This is a genomic window from Streptomyces sp. NPDC101227, assembly GCF_044767545.1.
Taxonomy (GTDB): Bacteria; Actinomycetota; Actinomycetes; order Streptomycetales; family Streptomycetaceae; genus Streptomyces.
Window position 1 is genome coordinate 826,163 of record NZ_JBIWOD010000001.1, and the last position, 15,926, is coordinate 842,088.

At 70.5% G+C, this 15,926-nt stretch carries 17 protein-coding genes; 6 read left to right on the forward strand and 11 right to left on the reverse strand.

The window, feature by feature from the left end:
- Positions 1-32: 32 nt before the first annotated feature.
- The 5 genes from ACIRPT_RS03825 to ACIRPT_RS03845 form a co-directional block, all read right to left on the reverse strand.
- Positions 33-869, reverse strand: coding sequence for a TIGR02452 family protein (locus ACIRPT_RS03825; protein WP_403821794.1), 837 nt, complete (start codon positions 867-869; stop codon positions 33-35).
- 93 nt (positions 870-962) lie between these two features.
- Positions 963-2,009 (reverse strand): NAD-dependent epimerase/dehydratase family protein, encoded by a 1,047-nt coding sequence (locus ACIRPT_RS03830; protein WP_403821665.1) that lies wholly within the window; start codon positions 2,007-2,009, stop codon positions 963-965.
- A 243-nt stretch (positions 2,010-2,252) separates the two neighbouring features.
- Positions 2,253-2,981, reverse strand: coding sequence for a lysophospholipid acyltransferase family protein (locus ACIRPT_RS03835; RefSeq protein ID WP_403821668.1), 729 nt, complete (start codon positions 2,979-2,981; stop codon positions 2,253-2,255).
- Positions 2,982-3,053: 72 nt separating this feature from the next.
- Positions 3,054-3,626, reverse strand: a complete 573-nt coding sequence (locus tag ACIRPT_RS03840; RefSeq protein WP_403821671.1) for a dihydrofolate reductase family protein — start codon at positions 3,624-3,626, stop codon at positions 3,054-3,056.
- 39 nt (positions 3,627-3,665) lie between these two features.
- Positions 3,666-4,100, reverse strand: coding sequence for an SMI1/KNR4 family protein (locus tag ACIRPT_RS03845; protein WP_403821674.1), 435 nt, complete (start codon positions 4,098-4,100; stop codon positions 3,666-3,668).
- A gap of 277 nt (positions 4,101-4,377) precedes the next feature.
- Here ACIRPT_RS03845 and ACIRPT_RS03850 point away from each other — a divergent pair, with 277 nt between their 5' ends.
- Positions 4,378-4,785 (forward strand): SSI family serine proteinase inhibitor, encoded by a 408-nt coding sequence (locus ACIRPT_RS03850; RefSeq protein ID WP_403821677.1) that lies wholly within the window; start codon positions 4,378-4,380, stop codon positions 4,783-4,785.
- Positions 4,786-4,809: 24 nt separating this feature from the next.
- On the opposite strand, the gene ACIRPT_RS03855 is transcribed toward ACIRPT_RS03850, so the two are convergent.
- From ACIRPT_RS03855 to ACIRPT_RS03875, 5 genes are all read right to left on the reverse strand, one after another.
- Positions 4,810-4,968: a hypothetical protein gene (locus ACIRPT_RS03855; protein ID WP_403821680.1), complete on the reverse strand. Its 159-nt coding sequence runs from the start codon at positions 4,966-4,968 to the stop codon at positions 4,810-4,812.
- 176 nt (positions 4,969-5,144) lie between these two features.
- Positions 5,145-6,104, reverse strand: a complete 960-nt coding sequence (locus ACIRPT_RS03860; protein WP_403821683.1) for a cytochrome c oxidase assembly protein — start codon at positions 6,102-6,104, stop codon at positions 5,145-5,147.
- A 136-nt stretch (positions 6,105-6,240) separates the two neighbouring features.
- Entirely contained in the window at positions 6,241-7,266 is a 1,026-nt protein-coding gene (locus ACIRPT_RS03865) for a 6-phosphofructokinase (protein WP_403821686.1), read from the reverse strand.
- Positions 7,267-7,411: 145 nt separating this feature from the next.
- Positions 7,412-8,140: a type 1 glutamine amidotransferase gene (locus ACIRPT_RS03870; protein WP_403514617.1), complete on the reverse strand. Its 729-nt coding sequence runs from the start codon at positions 8,138-8,140 to the stop codon at positions 7,412-7,414.
- Between the two features lie 38 nt (positions 8,141-8,178).
- Positions 8,179-9,417, reverse strand: a complete 1,239-nt coding sequence (locus ACIRPT_RS03875; RefSeq protein WP_403514619.1) for a MurT ligase domain-containing protein — start codon at positions 9,415-9,417, stop codon at positions 8,179-8,181.
- Positions 9,418-9,618: 201 nt separating this feature from the next.
- Here ACIRPT_RS03875 and def point away from each other — a divergent pair, with 201 nt between their 5' ends.
- The gene (def, locus tag ACIRPT_RS03880) at positions 9,619-10,179 is read left to right on the forward strand and encodes a peptide deformylase (RefSeq protein WP_403821691.1); all 561 of its coding nucleotides are present in this window, start codon (positions 9,619-9,621) and stop codon (positions 10,177-10,179) included.
- A gap of 3 nt (positions 10,180-10,182) precedes the next feature.
- On the opposite strand, the gene ACIRPT_RS03885 is transcribed toward def, so the two are convergent.
- The gene (locus tag ACIRPT_RS03885) at positions 10,183-10,830 is read right to left on the reverse strand and encodes a TetR family transcriptional regulator (RefSeq protein ID WP_403821694.1); all 648 of its coding nucleotides are present in this window, start codon (positions 10,828-10,830) and stop codon (positions 10,183-10,185) included.
- Positions 10,831-10,990: 160 nt separating this feature from the next.
- On the opposite strand from ACIRPT_RS03885, the gene ACIRPT_RS03890 reads away from it, so the two are divergent.
- The 4 genes from ACIRPT_RS03890 to ACIRPT_RS03905 form a co-directional block, all read left to right on the forward strand.
- Entirely contained in the window at positions 10,991-12,217 is a 1,227-nt protein-coding gene (locus ACIRPT_RS03890) for an acyl-CoA dehydrogenase family protein (RefSeq protein ID WP_403514624.1), read from the forward strand.
- A 470-nt stretch (positions 12,218-12,687) separates the two neighbouring features.
- On the forward strand, positions 12,688-13,020 hold the full coding sequence (locus ACIRPT_RS03895) for a MerR family DNA-binding transcriptional regulator (RefSeq protein WP_403821698.1): 333 nt from the start codon (positions 12,688-12,690) through the stop codon (positions 13,018-13,020).
- A 634-nt stretch (positions 13,021-13,654) separates the two neighbouring features.
- A complete protein-coding gene (gene gcl, locus ACIRPT_RS03900; RefSeq protein WP_403514636.1) occupies positions 13,655-15,433 on the forward strand; it encodes a glyoxylate carboligase in 1,779 nt (592 codons plus the stop codon).
- Between the two features lie 115 nt (positions 15,434-15,548).
- Positions 15,549-15,926: TIM barrel protein (locus tag ACIRPT_RS03905; RefSeq protein WP_403821701.1), on the forward strand; the 378-nt coding region annotated here is incomplete at its 3' end.

Consider the following 15,926-nt stretch of genomic DNA (forward strand, 5'->3'; position numbering starts at 1 on the left):
CCGGGAAGTTGCCCGGCCGCCCGCGGTGCGTCTCACGCCGCGAAGACCGCCCCGAACGCCGCCCTGGTCGGCGAGTCCGCCCGCCGGTCCAGCACGGCGAAGACCACCCGGTCGAACCATCCGGCGAACCGCCCGGAGCCCAGCAGATGCGCGGCGAACGCGCCCGCCACATCCGCCGGTTCATTACGGAACACCCCGCACCCCCACGCGCCGAGCACCAGCTGACGGTGCCCGCCCGCCGCCGCGACCTCCAGCACCCGTTCCGCGCGGCCCGTCAGAGCCCCCGCCACCCGGCCCGCCTCGGCCGGCCGCTGCCGCGCGATGACCCCCGCGTTCGGCGCCGCCGCCGTCAAGAACCCTGCCTCGTACGGCACTTCCAGCAGCACACCCCGGTCGTCACGGAACACCGGCACACCGGGGGAGAGGATGACCCGGTCGCTGTAGAACGGGCTCGGCTCGGCCCGGTGCGCGGCATAGAAGTCCGGCGCCTCCCGCACACAGGTGTACAACGCCGACCCCCGGCACAGCGCCTCCTCCTGCGCCTGCGCGCCGTTGAGATAGCCGCCGCCCGGATTGCGCGCCGAAGCGAAGTTCAGCACCGCGAGCGGCCCGCCGCCCGCCTCGGCCAGCCGTCGGCCCGCCGTCAGACTGCCTTCCCCCGTCACCTCGAATGCCGTCCGGGCGCCGGTGGTTGCGCCCGCCCCCGAGCCTTCGACGGCGACCGGCTCCGGCCCGTACAGCCGGGTCCCGGCCCGCGCCCGCTCGACCGCCGCCGCGATCTCCACCAGCCGCCCGCTCGGTGCGTGGTACGCACCCGCCGCGACGATGCGCTCCGTCTCCTGCGCCATACCGCGCAGCCGGGCGCTCATCGTCGGCACCCCTGTATCCGATTCATCATGACGATCAAGATACGGGGGCGGCGGCACGGCGCACGACGGAATATCCGCCCGTCCGCCCGGGCCCTATGCGCCCCGCCCGGCCAGCCAGCGGTCCTCCGCCGCATACCCGAACAACGTCTCCCCCGAGTGCCTTGCCAGCAGCGGAAACACCGCCCGCCAGTCCCGCCCTCGCACCCGATCCGCCAACCAGGCCACCGTTCCCGGGAGCGACGCCTCATAACTGGTCACCGCGCGATAGCCCAACTCCCGCTCCGCCGCCGTCATGTCGTACACCACCGGCTCCGGAAGCGACCACGGCGTATCACCGACATCCGCCGACGGCGGCGCACCTTCCACCGTCACGATCTCGCTCGCCGGCGCGCCCATCGCCGCATCCACCGCCACCGCGATCCCCGCCACCGTCGGGGCCTGCGGGTCCCCCGCATTGAGCACCCGCGCTCCCGGCCGGCGCGCCGCAAGCCGCACCATCTCGGCCAGGTTCTCCACATGCACCGGATGAAAGCGGCAGCGTCCGCCGTACGCCAGCACCCGCACCCGGCGGCCGTCCAGCACCCGCTTGACGAAGTGCAGCTCGCGCGGCAACGGACTGTACGGGCCATGAATCGCGCCCGCCCGCAGCAGGGTGACCGGCAGCCGCGCCCCCTGCGCCAGCAGCGCCCGCTCCAGCGCCACCTTCCGCGCCCCGTAATCCCCCTCGCCCGGCGCCACCGTCCGCTGCGACTCCGGAATCGGCACCGGATAGACCGGAGCCCCCTCCGGCGTGCCCAGCGTCGAGAACCCCCGCCCCCGCTCGTCCTCGTACACCGCCCCGCTGGAGATCACCACGGCCGATCCGACGCGGTCCGCCAGCCCCGCCAACTGCCGTGCGTGCTCCGCCCCGTACGCCACACAGTCCAGCAGCACATCGCAGCCCTCGCCGACCAGCCCGGCCAGCGCCGCGTCGTCCTCGCGGTCCACCGCCACCGAACGGACCTCCCCGGGCCAGGACTCATCGCGGCCACCGCGCCGGGAAGCCGCCCGTACCTCCCACCCGTCGCGCGCCAGCGCCCGTACCGCCGCCCGCCCGATCTGTCCGCTCGCCCCGATCACCACTGCGCTGCCCGTCACCATGCTGCGGACCGTACGGGCCGCCCGGCGCCCCCACAGCCCGGTTCGCCCACGGCACAAGCAGGCCAGGCACAATCAGGCCAGACACAGGAAAGCCACAACGCAAGAACACGCAACGCAAGTACACGCAACGCAGGAACGCTCAGCACAGGAACACGCAGCGCAAGAAGCACCAGTGCATGAAAGCCGGCGCAAGAAAGCCCGGCGCAAGAAAGCTCAAGCCAAGAAAGCCCGACGCAAGAACTTTCAGCCCCCGGCGCCATGCCCCTTCCGCCCCTGCGCCCGTGCCTTGGCCTCCGTCTGTGCCGCGGCCTTCGCCTCGCCAGCGTAGAGGTCCACGTACTCCTGCCCGGACAGCTTCAGGATCGCGTACATGATCTCGTCCGTGACGGCCCGCAGCGCGGTGCGCTCGTCCGCCATCCCGGCGTAGCGCGAGAACTCCAGCGGCGCCCCGAACCGGATGGTGATCCGCATCGCCCGCGGCAGCCGCCGTCCTGTTGGCTGCGCCTCGAACGTGCCGATCATCGCGCACGGCACCACCGGAACCCCCGCCTTGAGCGCCATCGCGGCAACCCCGGTACGCCCCTTGTAGAGCCGGCCGTCGTGCGACCGCGTGCCCTCGGGATAGATCCCCAGCAGTCGCCCCTTGCGCAGCACCGACAGCCCCGACGAGATCGCCGCCTGAGAGGCCCGGCCCCCCGACCGGTCGATCGGAATCTGCCCCACGCCCCGGAAGAACGCCGCGGTCAGCCGCCCCTTCAGCCCCGGCCCCGTGAAGTACTCCGCCTTGGCCAGAAACGTCACCCGCCGCGGCACGATCGCGGGCATCACGAAATGGTCGGAGAACGACAGATGATTCCCCGCGATGATCGCTGCCCCCTCCTGCGGCACATGCTCCAGCCCTTCGACCCGCGGCCGGAACACCAGCCGCAGCAAGGGTCCGAGAACGATGTACTTCAGCAGCTGGTAGAACACCCGTCGGCCTCCCCGTAGTTACCGTGCCGACGCAGAGTAGCCGCCGCCCGAAGAGGGCGCGAGGGGTCCGTATCAGCGGGCGTCGGCCGCCGCCTGATAGCGCAGGAGGACGACGCCGTTGCCGAAGGGCCGGGCCTCGGCGAGGCGGAGACCGGCCCGGGTGTCCGAGGCCGGGAACAGGGGTTTGCCCCGTCCGATGAGGACCGGATGGACATAGATGCGGTACTCGTCGATCAGCCCCTGCGCCATGAAGGCCGCGGCGAGGTCGGCACCGCCGAGCGCGAGATCTCCGCCCGGCTGCGCCTTGAGCGCCCTGATCTCCTCGGCGTCGACCTCCCGCTTGATGACCGTGTTCCACTCGGCCCGCTCCAGGGTCCGGGAGAACACGATCTTGGGCATGTGCCGCCAGATACCGGCAAACTCGGCCATGGGCCCGGCGTTTGCGGGATCGGCGTCGGCGGTCGGCCAGAACCCGGCCATCAGCTCATGGGTGACCCGTCCGCTCAGGAACGCACCCATGCCCTTGAGCTGGTCATTGAAGTGGCGGTGCAGCTCGTCGTCGACCAGATGCCAGTCGATGTCGCGCTCCGGTCCCTCGATGTATCCGTCGAGTGACACCGACATCATCAAGATGATCTTCCGCATCGCCGCCGCCTCACCGAGATCCTCGCCGCCGTCCTCGCGCTACTGATACCAGTCGTCCCCGTCCTCCGCGAGCGACCGGCCCAGATAGTCCGTCAGATCCCGCGCGACCCACCGCCGGCTGTCGTCCTCGTGCTCCCATACGAAGATGTCGGCGCGCGGCGGCGTTTGTACGAAGGCGAACTGGTCACCGCTGCCGTTGTCCCCGAAGAAGAGCAGGGCATCGAAGGGCATATACAGGCCGGCGAGGGAGCGGTCCGACCGAAAGTGCAGGTTGTTCCGGACCAGCTGTTCCAGCGGCCAGACGGCATCCACGCCGTACGGCCCCACGATGCCGTCGGATTCCCGCAGCAGACCCACCAGTTCGGGCGGCAGGGTGCACCCCAGGCGCCGCTCGGCCGCGGACAGCGCGGCCGGATCGGCGGGCGCGCGGAACTCGGCCTCCGGGAACGCCCGGCCTGCGATGTCTCTCCACATACGGGCAGCGTAGGCGGGCCGCGCGGCCGGTCCGTGGCCGGGAGGCGGCAGGACAGGGGTGGGATGGAACAGAAGGGACAAGGGGTGGGGGAGTGCCGTCCCGCACCCGGGCGGGGCAGGGGAGCGGCACCCCTTGCGGCGCCTCCAGGGCGGGCCGTACCGGTCCTCCCTACGGGCGACCTCTCGGCGTGGCCGCTTGCCCACCGGCGTGGGCCGGGGTGCGCTGGCACGCGTGCACCCGCGCTCGATCCCACCGAGCCACCCTCAGGAGAACCGCATGCCCAAGGCCCGCCGCCTGCCCCGTGCCGCCGCGCTCACCGCCGCCGTGCTCTCCGCGCTGGCCGTCGCCCCGGGCCGGCCCGCGGGCGCCGCGGAGCCCGAGCGCGACCGTGGCCTGTTTCTGACGGTGTCCGGTGCCGGCGACACCTGGATCCGCGGGGTGCAGCTCAACTGCCCGGACACCCGCGGCACCCATCCGCACGGCGCGGCCGCCTGCGCGGTGCTGGCGGAGGCGGACGGCGACCTCGACGCGCTGCCGGGGGACCCGCGCCCGTGCACCAAGCAGTACGACCCGGTGACCGTCGCGGCGACCGGTGAGTGGCGCGGCCGCCCGGTGGCCTGGCGCAAATCGTTCCCCAATGCCTGTGTGATGGACTCCGACACCGGGCCGGTCTTCCGCTTCTGAGGCGCCGGGGCCGGCGTTCCACGCTCAGACCCGCCGGCCCGCCACCACGCCGACCGTCACCGAAGCCAGTACGACCCACAGGAACCAGAGCCAGCCGTTGCCCCCCAGGGCCACGGTGTAGGCGGTCGCGACCACCAGCGCGCCCACCGTGCACACGGCCATCGTCTTGGCAGATCCGGGCATACCCGCAACCTCCTCATGGCAGCCCGGAACTCATGCCGAAACCTCGCTTCGCGAGGCCTCGCATTCGCTCAGCGCGCACCTTTGAATGATCGCTCGCTGAGCTCGCTCATGTGCCACGGGCCGCGGCCATGGGACCATCGTCCCCGGCCGCGGCCCGTACCGCTAGCTGGCGTCGCCTACTGACCGCGGGCGTTGAGCGAGGCGAGATAGGCGTTGTACTCCGCCAGGTCCTTGTCGCCGTCGCGGTCCGCGGCCCGGTCGGTGCGCTGCGAGTGGCGCTTCTCGGACTTGTACCACTGGAAGACCAGGGCGATCAGCACCACCACGGACGGGATCTCGCTGAACGCCCAGGCGATGCCGCCGGCGGCCGTCTGGTCGGACAGCGCCTCGATCCCCAGGGAGGCCGGCGGGTGCAGGAAGGTGTCGACCATCGGCTCCGAGGCCATCATCAGCGCGATGCCGAAGAACGCATGGAACGGCATGCCCGCGAACAGCTCCAGCATCCGCATCACATATCCCGGCCGGTGCGGGCCCGGGTCGATGCCCATGATCGGCCAGAAGAAGACCAGACCGACGGCGAGGAAGTGCACCATCATCCCGATGTGCCCGGCCCGGGACTCCATCAGGAAGTCGAAGAGCGGGGAGAAGTAGAGCGCGTACAGGCTCGCGATGAAGAGGGGGATGGTGAACGCGGGGTGCGTGATGATCCGCATATAGCGGCTGTGCAACAGCGCCACCAGGAGTTCCCGCGGGCCCTTGCGGCCACGCCCGGCGGCCGGCAGCGCGCGCAGCGCCAGCGTCACCGGCGCCCCGAGCAGCAGCAGGATCGGCGAGAGCATGCTGACGACCATGTGCTGCACCATGTGCACGCTGAACATCGCCATGCCGTAGTCGTTGAGCTTGGTGCACATCACCAGGGCCACCGACACCACGCCCAGGGCCCAGGCGACGACCCGGCTCACCGGCCATGCGTCGCCCCGCCGCCGCAGCCGGAGCACCGCCCAGCCGTACAGCAGCAGTCCCAGCAGGCAGCCGACGAGAAAGAACGGATCACCGCCGAACTCCAGCCCCCGCCCCAGCGTGAACGGCGGCAGATCCATGTTCATGCCGTCCATGCCGTGCCCGCCGTGATGCATCCGCTCGCTCCTGATTCGTACCAATGCTCCGGCGACAAGACTAGAACCGCCCCCGGCCGTCGCATCGGCCGGGGGCGGTTCGTACAAGGTCGGACAACGTCATACGGCGCCGTGTCGCGGCGCCGTGCAACAAGGACTACAGCACGCATTCCGCCTCGTCGTACCGCTCCGCCGGCACCGTCTTCAGGCTCTCCACGGCCTCGGCCAGCGGCACCAGCGTGATGTCCGTGCCGCGCAGCGCGGTCATCATCCCGAAGTCGCCGCGGTGCGCGGCCTCGACGGCGTGCCAGCCGAAGCGGGTCGCCAGCACCCGGTCGTACGCGGTGGGCGTACCGCCGCGCTGGACATGGCCGAGGATGACCGGGCGGGCCTCCTTGCCGAGGCGGTTCTCCAGCTCGACGGACAGCTGCCGGGCGACCCCGGCGAACCGCTCATGGCCGTAGATGTCCTTGCCGCCGATGTCGAAGGACATGGAGCCCTCGCGCGGCTTGGCGCCCTCGGCGACCACCACGATCGCGAACTTCTTGCCGGCGTCGAACCGCGCGGCGACCCGCGCCGTCAGCTCCTCGATGTCGAACGGCCGCTCCGGGACCACGATCGCGTGCGCACCGGCCGCCATCCCCGAGTGCAGTGCGATCCAGCCGGTGTGCCGTCCCATCACCTCGACGATCATCACCCGCTGGTGCGATTCGGCGGTCGTCTTCAGCCGGTCCAGCGCCTCGGTGGCGACGCCCACCGCCGTGTCGAAGCCGAAGGTCACGTCCGTGACGGCGATGTCGTTGTCGATGGTCTTGGGTACGCCGACGATCGGCAGCCCGGCGTCCGACAGCAGCCGCGCCGCCTTCAGCGTGCCCTCGCCGCCGATCGGGATGATCGCGTCCAGGCCCAGCTCGGCGACGTGGCCGCGGGCCCGCTCGACGCCGTCCCGCAGATGGGCGGGCTGTACCCGCGACGACCCGAGGATGGTGCCGCCGAGCGCCAGGATGCCGCCGACGGCCTCCAGGTCGAGCTTGCGGTAATCACATTCCAGCAGGCCCTTCCAGCCGTCCACGAAGCCGATGACTTCATCGCCGTGATCGGCGGTGGCGCGGTGGACGACGGACCGGATGACGGCGTTCAGGCCGGGGCAGTCGCCGCCGGAGGTGAGGACACCAATACGCATTGCTTGAAAAACCCTCTGCAACTCAACCGGAGACCCGGACCCCGTCGTCCGGTTGGATCCCGCTCACCCTACAAGCGCGGGGGCCCCGGGCACACGTACGCCCGCAGTGCGGGACTGCGGGCGTACGGATGAGCGCGGGGGGTGCTCAGGCGGGCTGCGTCGCCGCGGCGATCCGCTCCTGGCGCAGCGCCTCGTACCAGCGGTCCTCCACCGGCGGCAGCGCGTTGACATCCAGCGCCAGCTTGATCAGCAGGTCGGCGATGTGCGGATTACGGGCCATCACCGGGCCGTGCATGTAGGTGCCGAAGACGGTGTCGTTGTACGCGCCCTCATAGCCGTCGCCGACGCCATTGCCCTTGCCGAAGCGCACCTTGGCGAACGGCCTGGCGGTCTCGCCCAGATGCGTCACGCCCTGGTGGTTCTCGAAACCGGTCAGCGGCGGCAGGCCCAACTTCGGGTCGATATCGGCCAGTACATCGCCCACGCACCGCTCGCCCTCGCCGCGGGTGCTCACCACGTCCAGCAGCCCCAGGCCCTCCTGACGCTCACCGAGGTCGTTGATGAACTCGTGGCCCAGGATCTGGTAGCCGGCGCACACCGAGAAGACGATCGCGCCGTTGGAGACCGCGCGGTGCAGTCCGCCGTCGCGGATCAGCCGCTCGGCGGCCAGCCGCTGCGGCCGGTCCTCGCCGCCGCCGATCAGATAGATGTCCCCGGAGGTGGGAATCGGCTGGTCGGAGCGCACGTCCAGGCGCTGTACGTCCAGCCGGCGCTGACGCGCCCGCCGCTCCACCACCAGCGCATTGCCCTGGTCGCCGTACGTGCTCAGCAGGTCCGGGTAGATCCACACCAGGCGCAGGCTGTTGTCACTCATGCTCGCTCGTCCTTGTTTGTAAGGTCGGTGGACCGCACTCAGTTGCCCACGCGGCGGCGCAGGTCCTGGAAGGCCGTGTAGTTGGCGATGACCTCGATCCGGCCGGGCGGCGCCATCTGCACGGCCTCGTCGATGTTGTCGCACACCTGGAACTCGAGCCCGGCGACCTCGAGGCGTACCGCGAGGTCCAGCTTGCGGTCCCCGAGTACGAAGATCGGGTGCCCGGCGAGCCGGGTGTAGTCGACGTCCCACAGCCAGGAGGTGTCGGTGCCGTCCGCGCCGCGGGCGTTCACCGACATGATCACCGGGGTCGGCGGCGGGTCGATCAGCGAGAAGGTCTCCAGCCAGCCGGCCGGGTTCTTCGCCAGCAGCAGCCGCAGCTCCCGCTCCAGGAACGTGACCACGTCATAGCGGCCTGCCACCGCCTGCACGCTGTACATCCGCTCCAGGGCGACCTGCGGCGGCACCCCGAAGGCGGCGGCGACGGCGGCCGAGGTCGTGGCGTTCGCCTTGTTGGCGCGGCCCGGCAGCTGGAGCTTGATCGGCCAGGCGCTGCCGTGCGGGTCGAGGACATGATCGCCGGACAGCGCCCAGCTGGGCGTCGGCCGGCGGAAGCCGCACTCGCCGCAGAACCAGTCCTCGCCCGGCCGCTGCATCACGCCGCCGCACGAGGGGCACGACCAGGCGTCGTCCTTCCACTCCTGCCCGGCCGCGACCCACACCACATTCGCGGACGACGAGGCCGCCCAGACGATCAGCGGGTCGTCGGCGTTGGCGATGATCAGCGCCTTGGAACCGGACAGGCCCTCGCGCCAGTGCTCGGCCAGCATCCGGGTCTCCGCCGCGCGGTCGAGCTGGTCGCGGGAGAGGTTCAGCAGCGCTATGGCCTTCGGCGTGACATCCCGGGCCACACCGGCGAGGTACTTCTCGTCCACCTCGATGACGCCGTATTTGGCGTCCGAGCCGCCGGCCAGCGCGGAGGTGATGCCCGCCGGCATATTCGCGCCGAGCGCGTTGGAGACCACGGGGCCGCTGGCCCGCAGCGCCTCGGCGATCAGCCGCGTCGTGGTCGTTTTGCCGTTCGTCGCCGACACCAGGACGACGTCCAAATGCCGGGCCAGCCGGGCCAGCAGGTCGGGGTCGAGCTTGAGCGCCACCCGGCCACCGATCACCGATCCGCTGCCGCGGCCCGCCGCGCGCGATACCGCCGCCGCGGCCTTGCCCGCCGTCACGGCCAGCTTGGCCCGCGGCGACAGCGGCTCCGTGTTGCCTGCCATCGTCCTTGATCCTCCTTGCATCCGGCGCCCGCCTGCCGCGTGGCTGCCGGGGGAACGCCTCCTCCGCAGCCGATGACCGGTACGGAGGCTTCGGTCGGGGATCAGCCTATCGAGATCCGGCCGCGGGCCCGAACCCCGCCACCCGTGGCGCGACATCCGGTATGACCGGGAGGGTGCTCTGTGGACCGTACGCTGGAGCCCATGCGCTCCCGTACGATCCCCGGCAGCACCGGCCGCCCGCGCCCCATGCGCCTCCTGGGCGACCCGGCCTTGACCGAGCCCTGCCAGGAGGTCACGGCCTTCGACGGCGAGCTCGCCCGGCTGATCGAGGACATGTACGCGACAATGTACGCCGCGCGCGGCGTCGGTCTCGCCGCGAATCAGATCGGCGTCCCCTTGCGGATCTTCGTCTATGACTGCCCCGACGACGAGGACCGCCGTCATCTCGGGCATCTCGTCAATCCCCGGCTCGTCGAGGCGGACGGACCGGTCATCCGCGGACCCGAGGGCTGTCTGTCGCTGCCCGGTCTCGAGGCCGGTACGCCGCGCCACGACCACGCCGTTGTGGAAGGGCTCAGCGCGACCGGCGAGCCGAGGACCGTCACCGGTACCGGCTTCTTCGCCCGCTGTCTCCAGCACGAGTGCGACCACCTCGAGGGCGGTCTGTACGTCGACCACCTGACCGGACTGCGGCGGCGACGGACGCTGCGCGCGGCCGCCCGCGCGCCCTGGGCCGCCTCCGCGGGGGAGTCCGGCCGCTGACGGTCAGAACCCGGGGCCGCCCGCCAGGTCCTTGACGGTGGCCAGCTGTCCCCACAGCAGATCCGTCAGATGCTGCACCAGCTTCTCGCGGGAACAGGGTCGCTCGCGCAGCCACCAGTCGCCGGCCGCATGCATCATGCCGACGATGCCGTGGCCCCATACCCGGGCCCGCTCCTCGCCCTCGGGGCCGAGGTCGAGGCGGTCGGCGATCACCTTCGCCAGTTCCTCGCCGAGCCTGCGCAGCAGCGGGGCGGAGTGCCGCCCCACGTCGAAGCCGGACTCGCCCTGGCTCTGCTCGTCGGAAGGGTGCATCAGGAAGCGGTACACCTGCGGCCGGGTCTCGATCGCGACCAGATAGGCGTCGAGGGTGGCCTCGACCCGGTCGCGGCGCAGGACCGGGGCGTCCAGTGCGGTGCGCAGATTGGCCAGCAGGGCGTCGGTGTGCCGTACGGCGAGCGCGCGGTAGAGCCCGCCCTTGTCGCCGAAGTGCCGATAGAGGATCGGCTTGGTGATGCCTGCTTCGGCGGCGATGGCGTTCATCGACGCGTCCGGGCCGTCGCGCAGCACAATGCGCTCCGCGGCCTCCAGCAGCTCCCGTCGTCTGCGCTCGGTCGCCGTCTGCCGACGGCCGCTGTGCTGTGTGTTTTCCATGGTCGTGCTCCCACCCTCGTGACTCCGTGGCGCTCGCGCAACGTAACACCCGATCTCCACGGCGAATTCGAACCCCGGGGAGTTGACATCCCTTACTGGCGAGTAACACACTCTCGTTACCGCAAGTAACATGCGAAAGACCGCAAGCGCAGGAGGGGTCATGGCCGAGTTCACCATGGAGCTCAACGACGAACAGAGGGAAGTCCGCGACTGGATTCACGGCTTCGCCGCGGACGTCATGCGCCCCGCCGCCGCCGAGTGGGACGAGCGCGAGGAGACTCCCTGGCCGGTCATACAGGAAGCCGCCAAGATCGGCCTGTATTCACTGGATTTCTACGCCCAGCAGTTCTTCGACCCCACCGGCCTGGGCATCCCGATGGCCATGGAGGAGCTGTTCTGGGGCGACGCCGGCATCGCCCTGTCGATCGTCGGCACCGGCCTCGCCGCCGTCGGCGTGCTGGCCAACGGCACCGAGGAGCAGATAGGCACCTGGGTGCCGCAGATGTACGGCGACGCCAATGACGTCAAGGTCGCCGCCTTCTGTTCCTCCGAGCCGGACGCGGGCTCGGACGTCGCCTCGATGCGCACCCGCGCCGTCTACGACGAGGCCAAGGACGAGTGGGTGCTCAACGGCACCAAGACCTGGGCCACCAACGGCGGCATCGCCAACGTCCATGTCGTGGTCGCGGTCGTCGATCCCGAGCTGGGCTCCAAGGGCCACGCCTCCTTCATCGTCCCCCCGAACACCCCGGGCCTCACCCAGGGCCAGAAGTTCAAGAAGCACGGCATCCGCGCCTCGCACACCGCCGAGGTCGTCCTGGAGGACGTCCGGGTGCCCGGTCACTGCCTGCTCGGCGGCAAGGAGAAGCTCGACGAGCGCCTCGCCCGCGCCCACGAGAAGGCCAAGGCCGGCGGTGAGCGGGTGAAGAACGCCGCGATGGCCACCTTCGAGGCGTCCCGCCCGGCGGTCGGCGCGATGGCCGTCGGCACCGCCCGGGCCGCATATGAAGAGGCCCTGGAGTACGCGAAGACCCGCGAGCAGTTCGGCCGCCCGATCATCGACAACCAGGGCGTCGCCTTCCAGCTGGCCGATATGCGCACCCAGATCGACGCCGCCCGCCTCCTGGTGTGGCGCGCCTCCTGGATGGCGGTGACCGGCAAGCCCTTCACCTCCGCCGAGGGCTCCATGTCGAAGCTCTTCGCCAGCGAGGTCGCCAAGAAGGTCACCGCCCAGGCCGTGCAGATCCTCGGCGGCAACGGCTTCACCCGGGAGTACCCGGTCGAGCGGATGCACCGCGATGCCGCGATCTACACCATTTTCGAGGGCACCAGCGAGATCCAGCGGCTGGTGATCGCCCGGACGCTGTCGGGGATGCCGATCCGGTAGGGCAACTCCCCGGCGAGACGCGCAGAGTTCGCCGTGAGTGCACATGGGCCCCACTCCACCGGGAGTGAGGCCCGTGCGTGCCTCACGGAGGCCTTCAGGACGTGCCCCCGCGGAGGCCTCGGACGGCGTGGGGGAGATTCTTGGGGGCTTACCGCCACGTCGCCTCACACGCTTGCTGCCCTTTGGTCAGAGCACCATCCGATCGCTTCTTCAAGCGGCCCCGCTCGCCAGCCGCTGCGCCGCCCGCTCCCCGCGTCGGCCCACGGGCCCGACTCGCCATGCCGCACCCGGACCGGCCGGGACGATGTACGTCTCGTGCCAGAGAGGAAGACGACCGCGTCGCCCTCCGCGGCGGCCGTGACCCGTCGCTCGGATGCCGGTGCAATGCCCATGAAACTCCCCGCCCCCATTGGGTAGCGATACTATCCAAATTAGGATAGTGCGCCTATCCAAAGGGAGGGTGCAAGAGCATGCGGCTGGCGGAGCTGAGCGAGCGCAGCGGTGTGTCCACCGCCACGATCAAGTACTACCTGCGCGAAGGGCTGCTCCAGCCCGCCCACCGGCGGCTCGTCGAATCGGTCGCCGCGCTGGCCCGGCTCGGCTACCCCTGCGACACCGAGCAATTGCTGCCGTACGGGCGGCTGGCGGCGCAACTGGCAGTCACCGACCTGGACATGGTCGAGGAGCAGCCGACCCCGACCGGCCAGATCGAGGCGGCCGTCGCGCTTACGGTGCTGTACGAACCGGTGCTGCTGAGCCTGCGGCGCATGGCCCACGCGGAGGAGTCGGCCCGGCGGTTCTGAGGCGCCCCCGCCCCGCCCGCGTGCCGGGGCCGGGGCCAGACGCGGTTGGCGATGTTGCGCACGAGCTCGATCCCGTCCGCCGTGTGTAGCGACTCCAGCAGGCGTTGAAGGTCGGACCGGCACCGGGCCATCGGGCACATTACGGGTTGAACTGGCCGTTCGCCAGGGCGATTTGCGTGGTGGCCTGCCCCATGCGCAGGGAGCGGAGGCCGTTACCGGGCGCGCGCCCCGGGCATGCACCCGCGTACCCCCGCACCGTGATCGCAGGCCGCGTCACGCGGAACGCCATCCGGTTTCCTCGCTGCCGGGCGGTGTCCTGCGTCGGCGCCGCCGCGCCTTCCCGCGGCCGCGGTCGCGCGGCTGCCGCCGCCGGTGGCCCTGAGCAGGTCACTCCGTAAGTCACCGAACGTCGCCGAGCCGCGCCGCGGGCAATTGCCCGGGGCGCGGCTCTTTGCGTGGCGCCCGCGATCCCGCGTCCGGCGCGCTCTTGACGAGCGGATCGACTCGCTCTACGTTTCTTCCATAAAGCAAAACATTGATTCCATGATACGGAATTAAGAAGCTTTCGGTTCCTCCGGCCCCGCGCCGGAACATGCCCCTGACAGGCCGACGCCAGGAGTACTCGATGCCTCGTATGACAGCCGCCCGCGCTGCGGTGGAGATCCTCAAGCGCGAGGGCGTGACCAATGCCTTCGGCGTGCCGGGTGCGGCGATCAACCCCTTCTACAAGGCGCTGAAGGAGGGCGGCGGCATCGACCACACGCTCGCCCGGCACGTCGAGGGCGCCTCGCACATGGCCGAGGGCTACACCCGGACCAACCCGGGCAACATCGGTGTCTGCATCGGCACGTCCGGCCCGGCCGGCACCGACATGATCACCGGCCTGTACTCCGCGATCGGTGACTCCATCCCGATCCTGTGCATCACCGGCCAGGCGCCGACCAACGTGATCCACAAGGAAGACTTCCAGGCCGTCGACATCGCCTCGATCGCCAAGCCCGTCACCAAGGCGTCGACCACGGTCCTCGAGGCCGCGCAGGTCCCCGGCGTCTTCCAGCAGGCCTTCCACCTGATGCGTTCCGGCCGTCCCGGCCCGGTCCTGATCGACCTGCCGATCGACGTCCAGCTGACCGAGATCGAGTTCGACCCCGAGACGTACCAGCCGCTGCCGGTCTACAAGCCGGTCGCCTCCCGCGCCCAGATCGAGAAGGCGCTCTCCCTCTACCTCGAGTCCGAGCGCCCGCTGATCGTCGCGGGCGGCGGCATCATCAACGCCGACGCCTCCGACCTGCTGGTCGAGTTCGCCGAGCTGACCGGCACCCCGGTCATCCCGACCCTGATGGGCTGGGGCATCCTCGCCGACGACCACGAGCTGAACGCCGGCATGGTCGGCCTCCAGACCGCGCACCGCTACGGCAACGCCAACTTCCTGGAGTCGGACTTCGTCCTCGGCATCGGCAACCGCTGGGCCAACCGCCACACCGGTTACAAGCTGGACGTCTACACCAAGGGCCGGAAGTTCGTCCACGTCGACATCGAGCCCACCCAGATCGGCAAGATCTTCGCGCCCGACTACGGCATCGCCTCCGACGCCAAGGCCGCGCTGGAGCTGTTCGTCGAGGTCGCCAAGGAGCTCAAGGCCGAGGGCAAGCTGCCTGACCGCGGCGAGTGGGCCGCCTCCACCCAGCTGCGCAAGGCCGAACTCCAGCGCCGTACGCACTTCGACAACATCCCGATGAAGCCGCAGCGCGTCTACGAGGAGATGAACAAGGCCTTCGGCCCGGAGACCCGTTATGTCTCCACCATCGGCCTCTCGCAGATCGCCGGCGCGCAGATGCTGCACGTCTACAAGCCGCGCCACTGGATCAACTGCGGCCAGGCCGGCCCGCTGGGCTGGACCATCCCGGCCGCGCTGGGCGTCGCCACCGCCGACCCGGAGTCCCCGGTCGTCGCGCTCTCCGGCGACTACGACTTCCAGTTCATGATCGAGGAGCTGGCGGTCGGTGCGCAGCACCGCATCCCCTACGTCCACGTCCTGGTCAACAACTCCTACCTGGGCCTGATCCGTCAGGCGCAGGCCGGCCTGGACATCAACTTCGAGGTCAACCTGGAGTTCGAGAACATCAACTCCCCCGAGCTGGGCGTCTACGGCGTCGACCACATCAAGGTCGCCGAGGGGCTGGGCTGCAAGGCGATCCGGGTCACCGACCCGAACGAGCTGGGTGCCGCCTTCGAGGAGGCCAAGAAGCTCGCCGCCGAGTACCGCGTGCCGGTCGTCGTCGAGGCGATCCTGGAGCGCATCACCAACATCGCGATGAGCAAGACCGCCGACATCAGCGATGTCACCGAGTTCGAGGAGATCGCGACCGAGCCGGGCCACGCGCCCACCGCGATCAAGCCGCTCAAGGTCTGACGCCGGACTCGATCCGAAGGGTGTGCCGGGCGCGCTTGACCGCCGCGCCCGGCGTCGCCACTATCCCGTACAACAGAAACACAAATCCGCTATTCGGAAGGGGCGCCGGACCTCCATGGGTTTCACGGACACGCGCTTCAACGTCAACCTGTCGATTCTGTTCACCGAGCTTCCGTTGCTGGAGCGGCCGGCGGCCGCGCGGGCGGCGGGCTTCACGGCGGTGGAGCTGTGGTGGCCGTGGGTGGATGCCCCGGTCCCCGAGCAGGCCGAGCTGGACGCGCTGCGCGAGGCGCTGAACGACGCGGGGACCCGGCTGGTGGGGCTGAACTTCTACGCCGGGCGGCTGCCGGGCCCCGACCGCGGCGCGCTGTCCGTGCCGGGTGAGGAGTCCGAGAGGTTCCGGGCGAACGTGCCGGTGGCGATCGAGTTCGCCAAGTCGCTGGGCTGCACCACCTTCAACGCCCTCTACGGCAACCGCATCGAGGGCGTCGAT

Bases quoted from the DNA above. Each gene is read 5' to 3' on its own strand.
- ACIRPT_RS03825 (WP_403821794.1), bottom strand. From the start codon at position 869: ATGAGCGCCCGGCTGCGCGGTATGGCGCAGGAGACGGAGCGCATCGTC.
- ACIRPT_RS03830 (WP_403821665.1), bottom strand. From the start codon at position 2,009: ATGGTGACGGGCAGCGCAGTGGTGATCGGGGCGAGCGGACAGATCGGG.
- ACIRPT_RS03840 (WP_403821671.1), bottom strand. From the start codon at position 3,626: ATGCGGAAGATCATCTTGATGATGTCGGTGTCACTCGACGGATACATC.
- ACIRPT_RS03845 (WP_403821674.1), bottom strand. From the start codon at position 4,100: ATGTGGAGAGACATCGCAGGCCGGGCGTTCCCGGAGGCCGAGTTCCGC.
- ACIRPT_RS03850 (WP_403821677.1), top strand. From the start codon at position 4,378: ATGCCCAAGGCCCGCCGCCTGCCCCGTGCCGCCGCGCTCACCGCCGCC.
- ACIRPT_RS03855 (WP_403821680.1), bottom strand. From the start codon at position 4,968: ATGCCCGGATCTGCCAAGACGATGGCCGTGTGCACGGTGGGCGCGCTG.
- ACIRPT_RS03860 (WP_403821683.1), bottom strand. From the start codon at position 6,104: ATGCATCACGGCGGGCACGGCATGGACGGCATGAACATGGATCTGCCG.
- ACIRPT_RS03865 (WP_403821686.1), bottom strand. From the start codon at position 7,266: ATGCGTATTGGTGTCCTCACCTCCGGCGGCGACTGCCCCGGCCTGAAC.
- ACIRPT_RS03870 (WP_403514617.1), bottom strand. From the start codon at position 8,140: ATGAGTGACAACAGCCTGCGCCTGGTGTGGATCTACCCGGACCTGCTG.
- ACIRPT_RS03875 (WP_403514619.1), bottom strand. From the start codon at position 9,417: ATGGCAGGCAACACGGAGCCGCTGTCGCCGCGGGCCAAGCTGGCCGTG.
- def (WP_403821691.1), top strand. From the start codon at position 9,619: ATGCGCTCCCGTACGATCCCCGGCAGCACCGGCCGCCCGCGCCCCATG.
- ACIRPT_RS03885 (WP_403821694.1), bottom strand. From the start codon at position 10,830: ATGGAAAACACACAGCACAGCGGCCGTCGGCAGACGGCGACCGAGCGC.
- ACIRPT_RS03890 (WP_403514624.1), top strand. From the start codon at position 10,991: ATGGCCGAGTTCACCATGGAGCTCAACGACGAACAGAGGGAAGTCCGC.
- ACIRPT_RS03895 (WP_403821698.1), top strand. From the start codon at position 12,688: ATGCGGCTGGCGGAGCTGAGCGAGCGCAGCGGTGTGTCCACCGCCACG.
- gcl (WP_403514636.1), top strand. From the start codon at position 13,655: ATGACAGCCGCCCGCGCTGCGGTGGAGATCCTCAAGCGCGAGGGCGTG.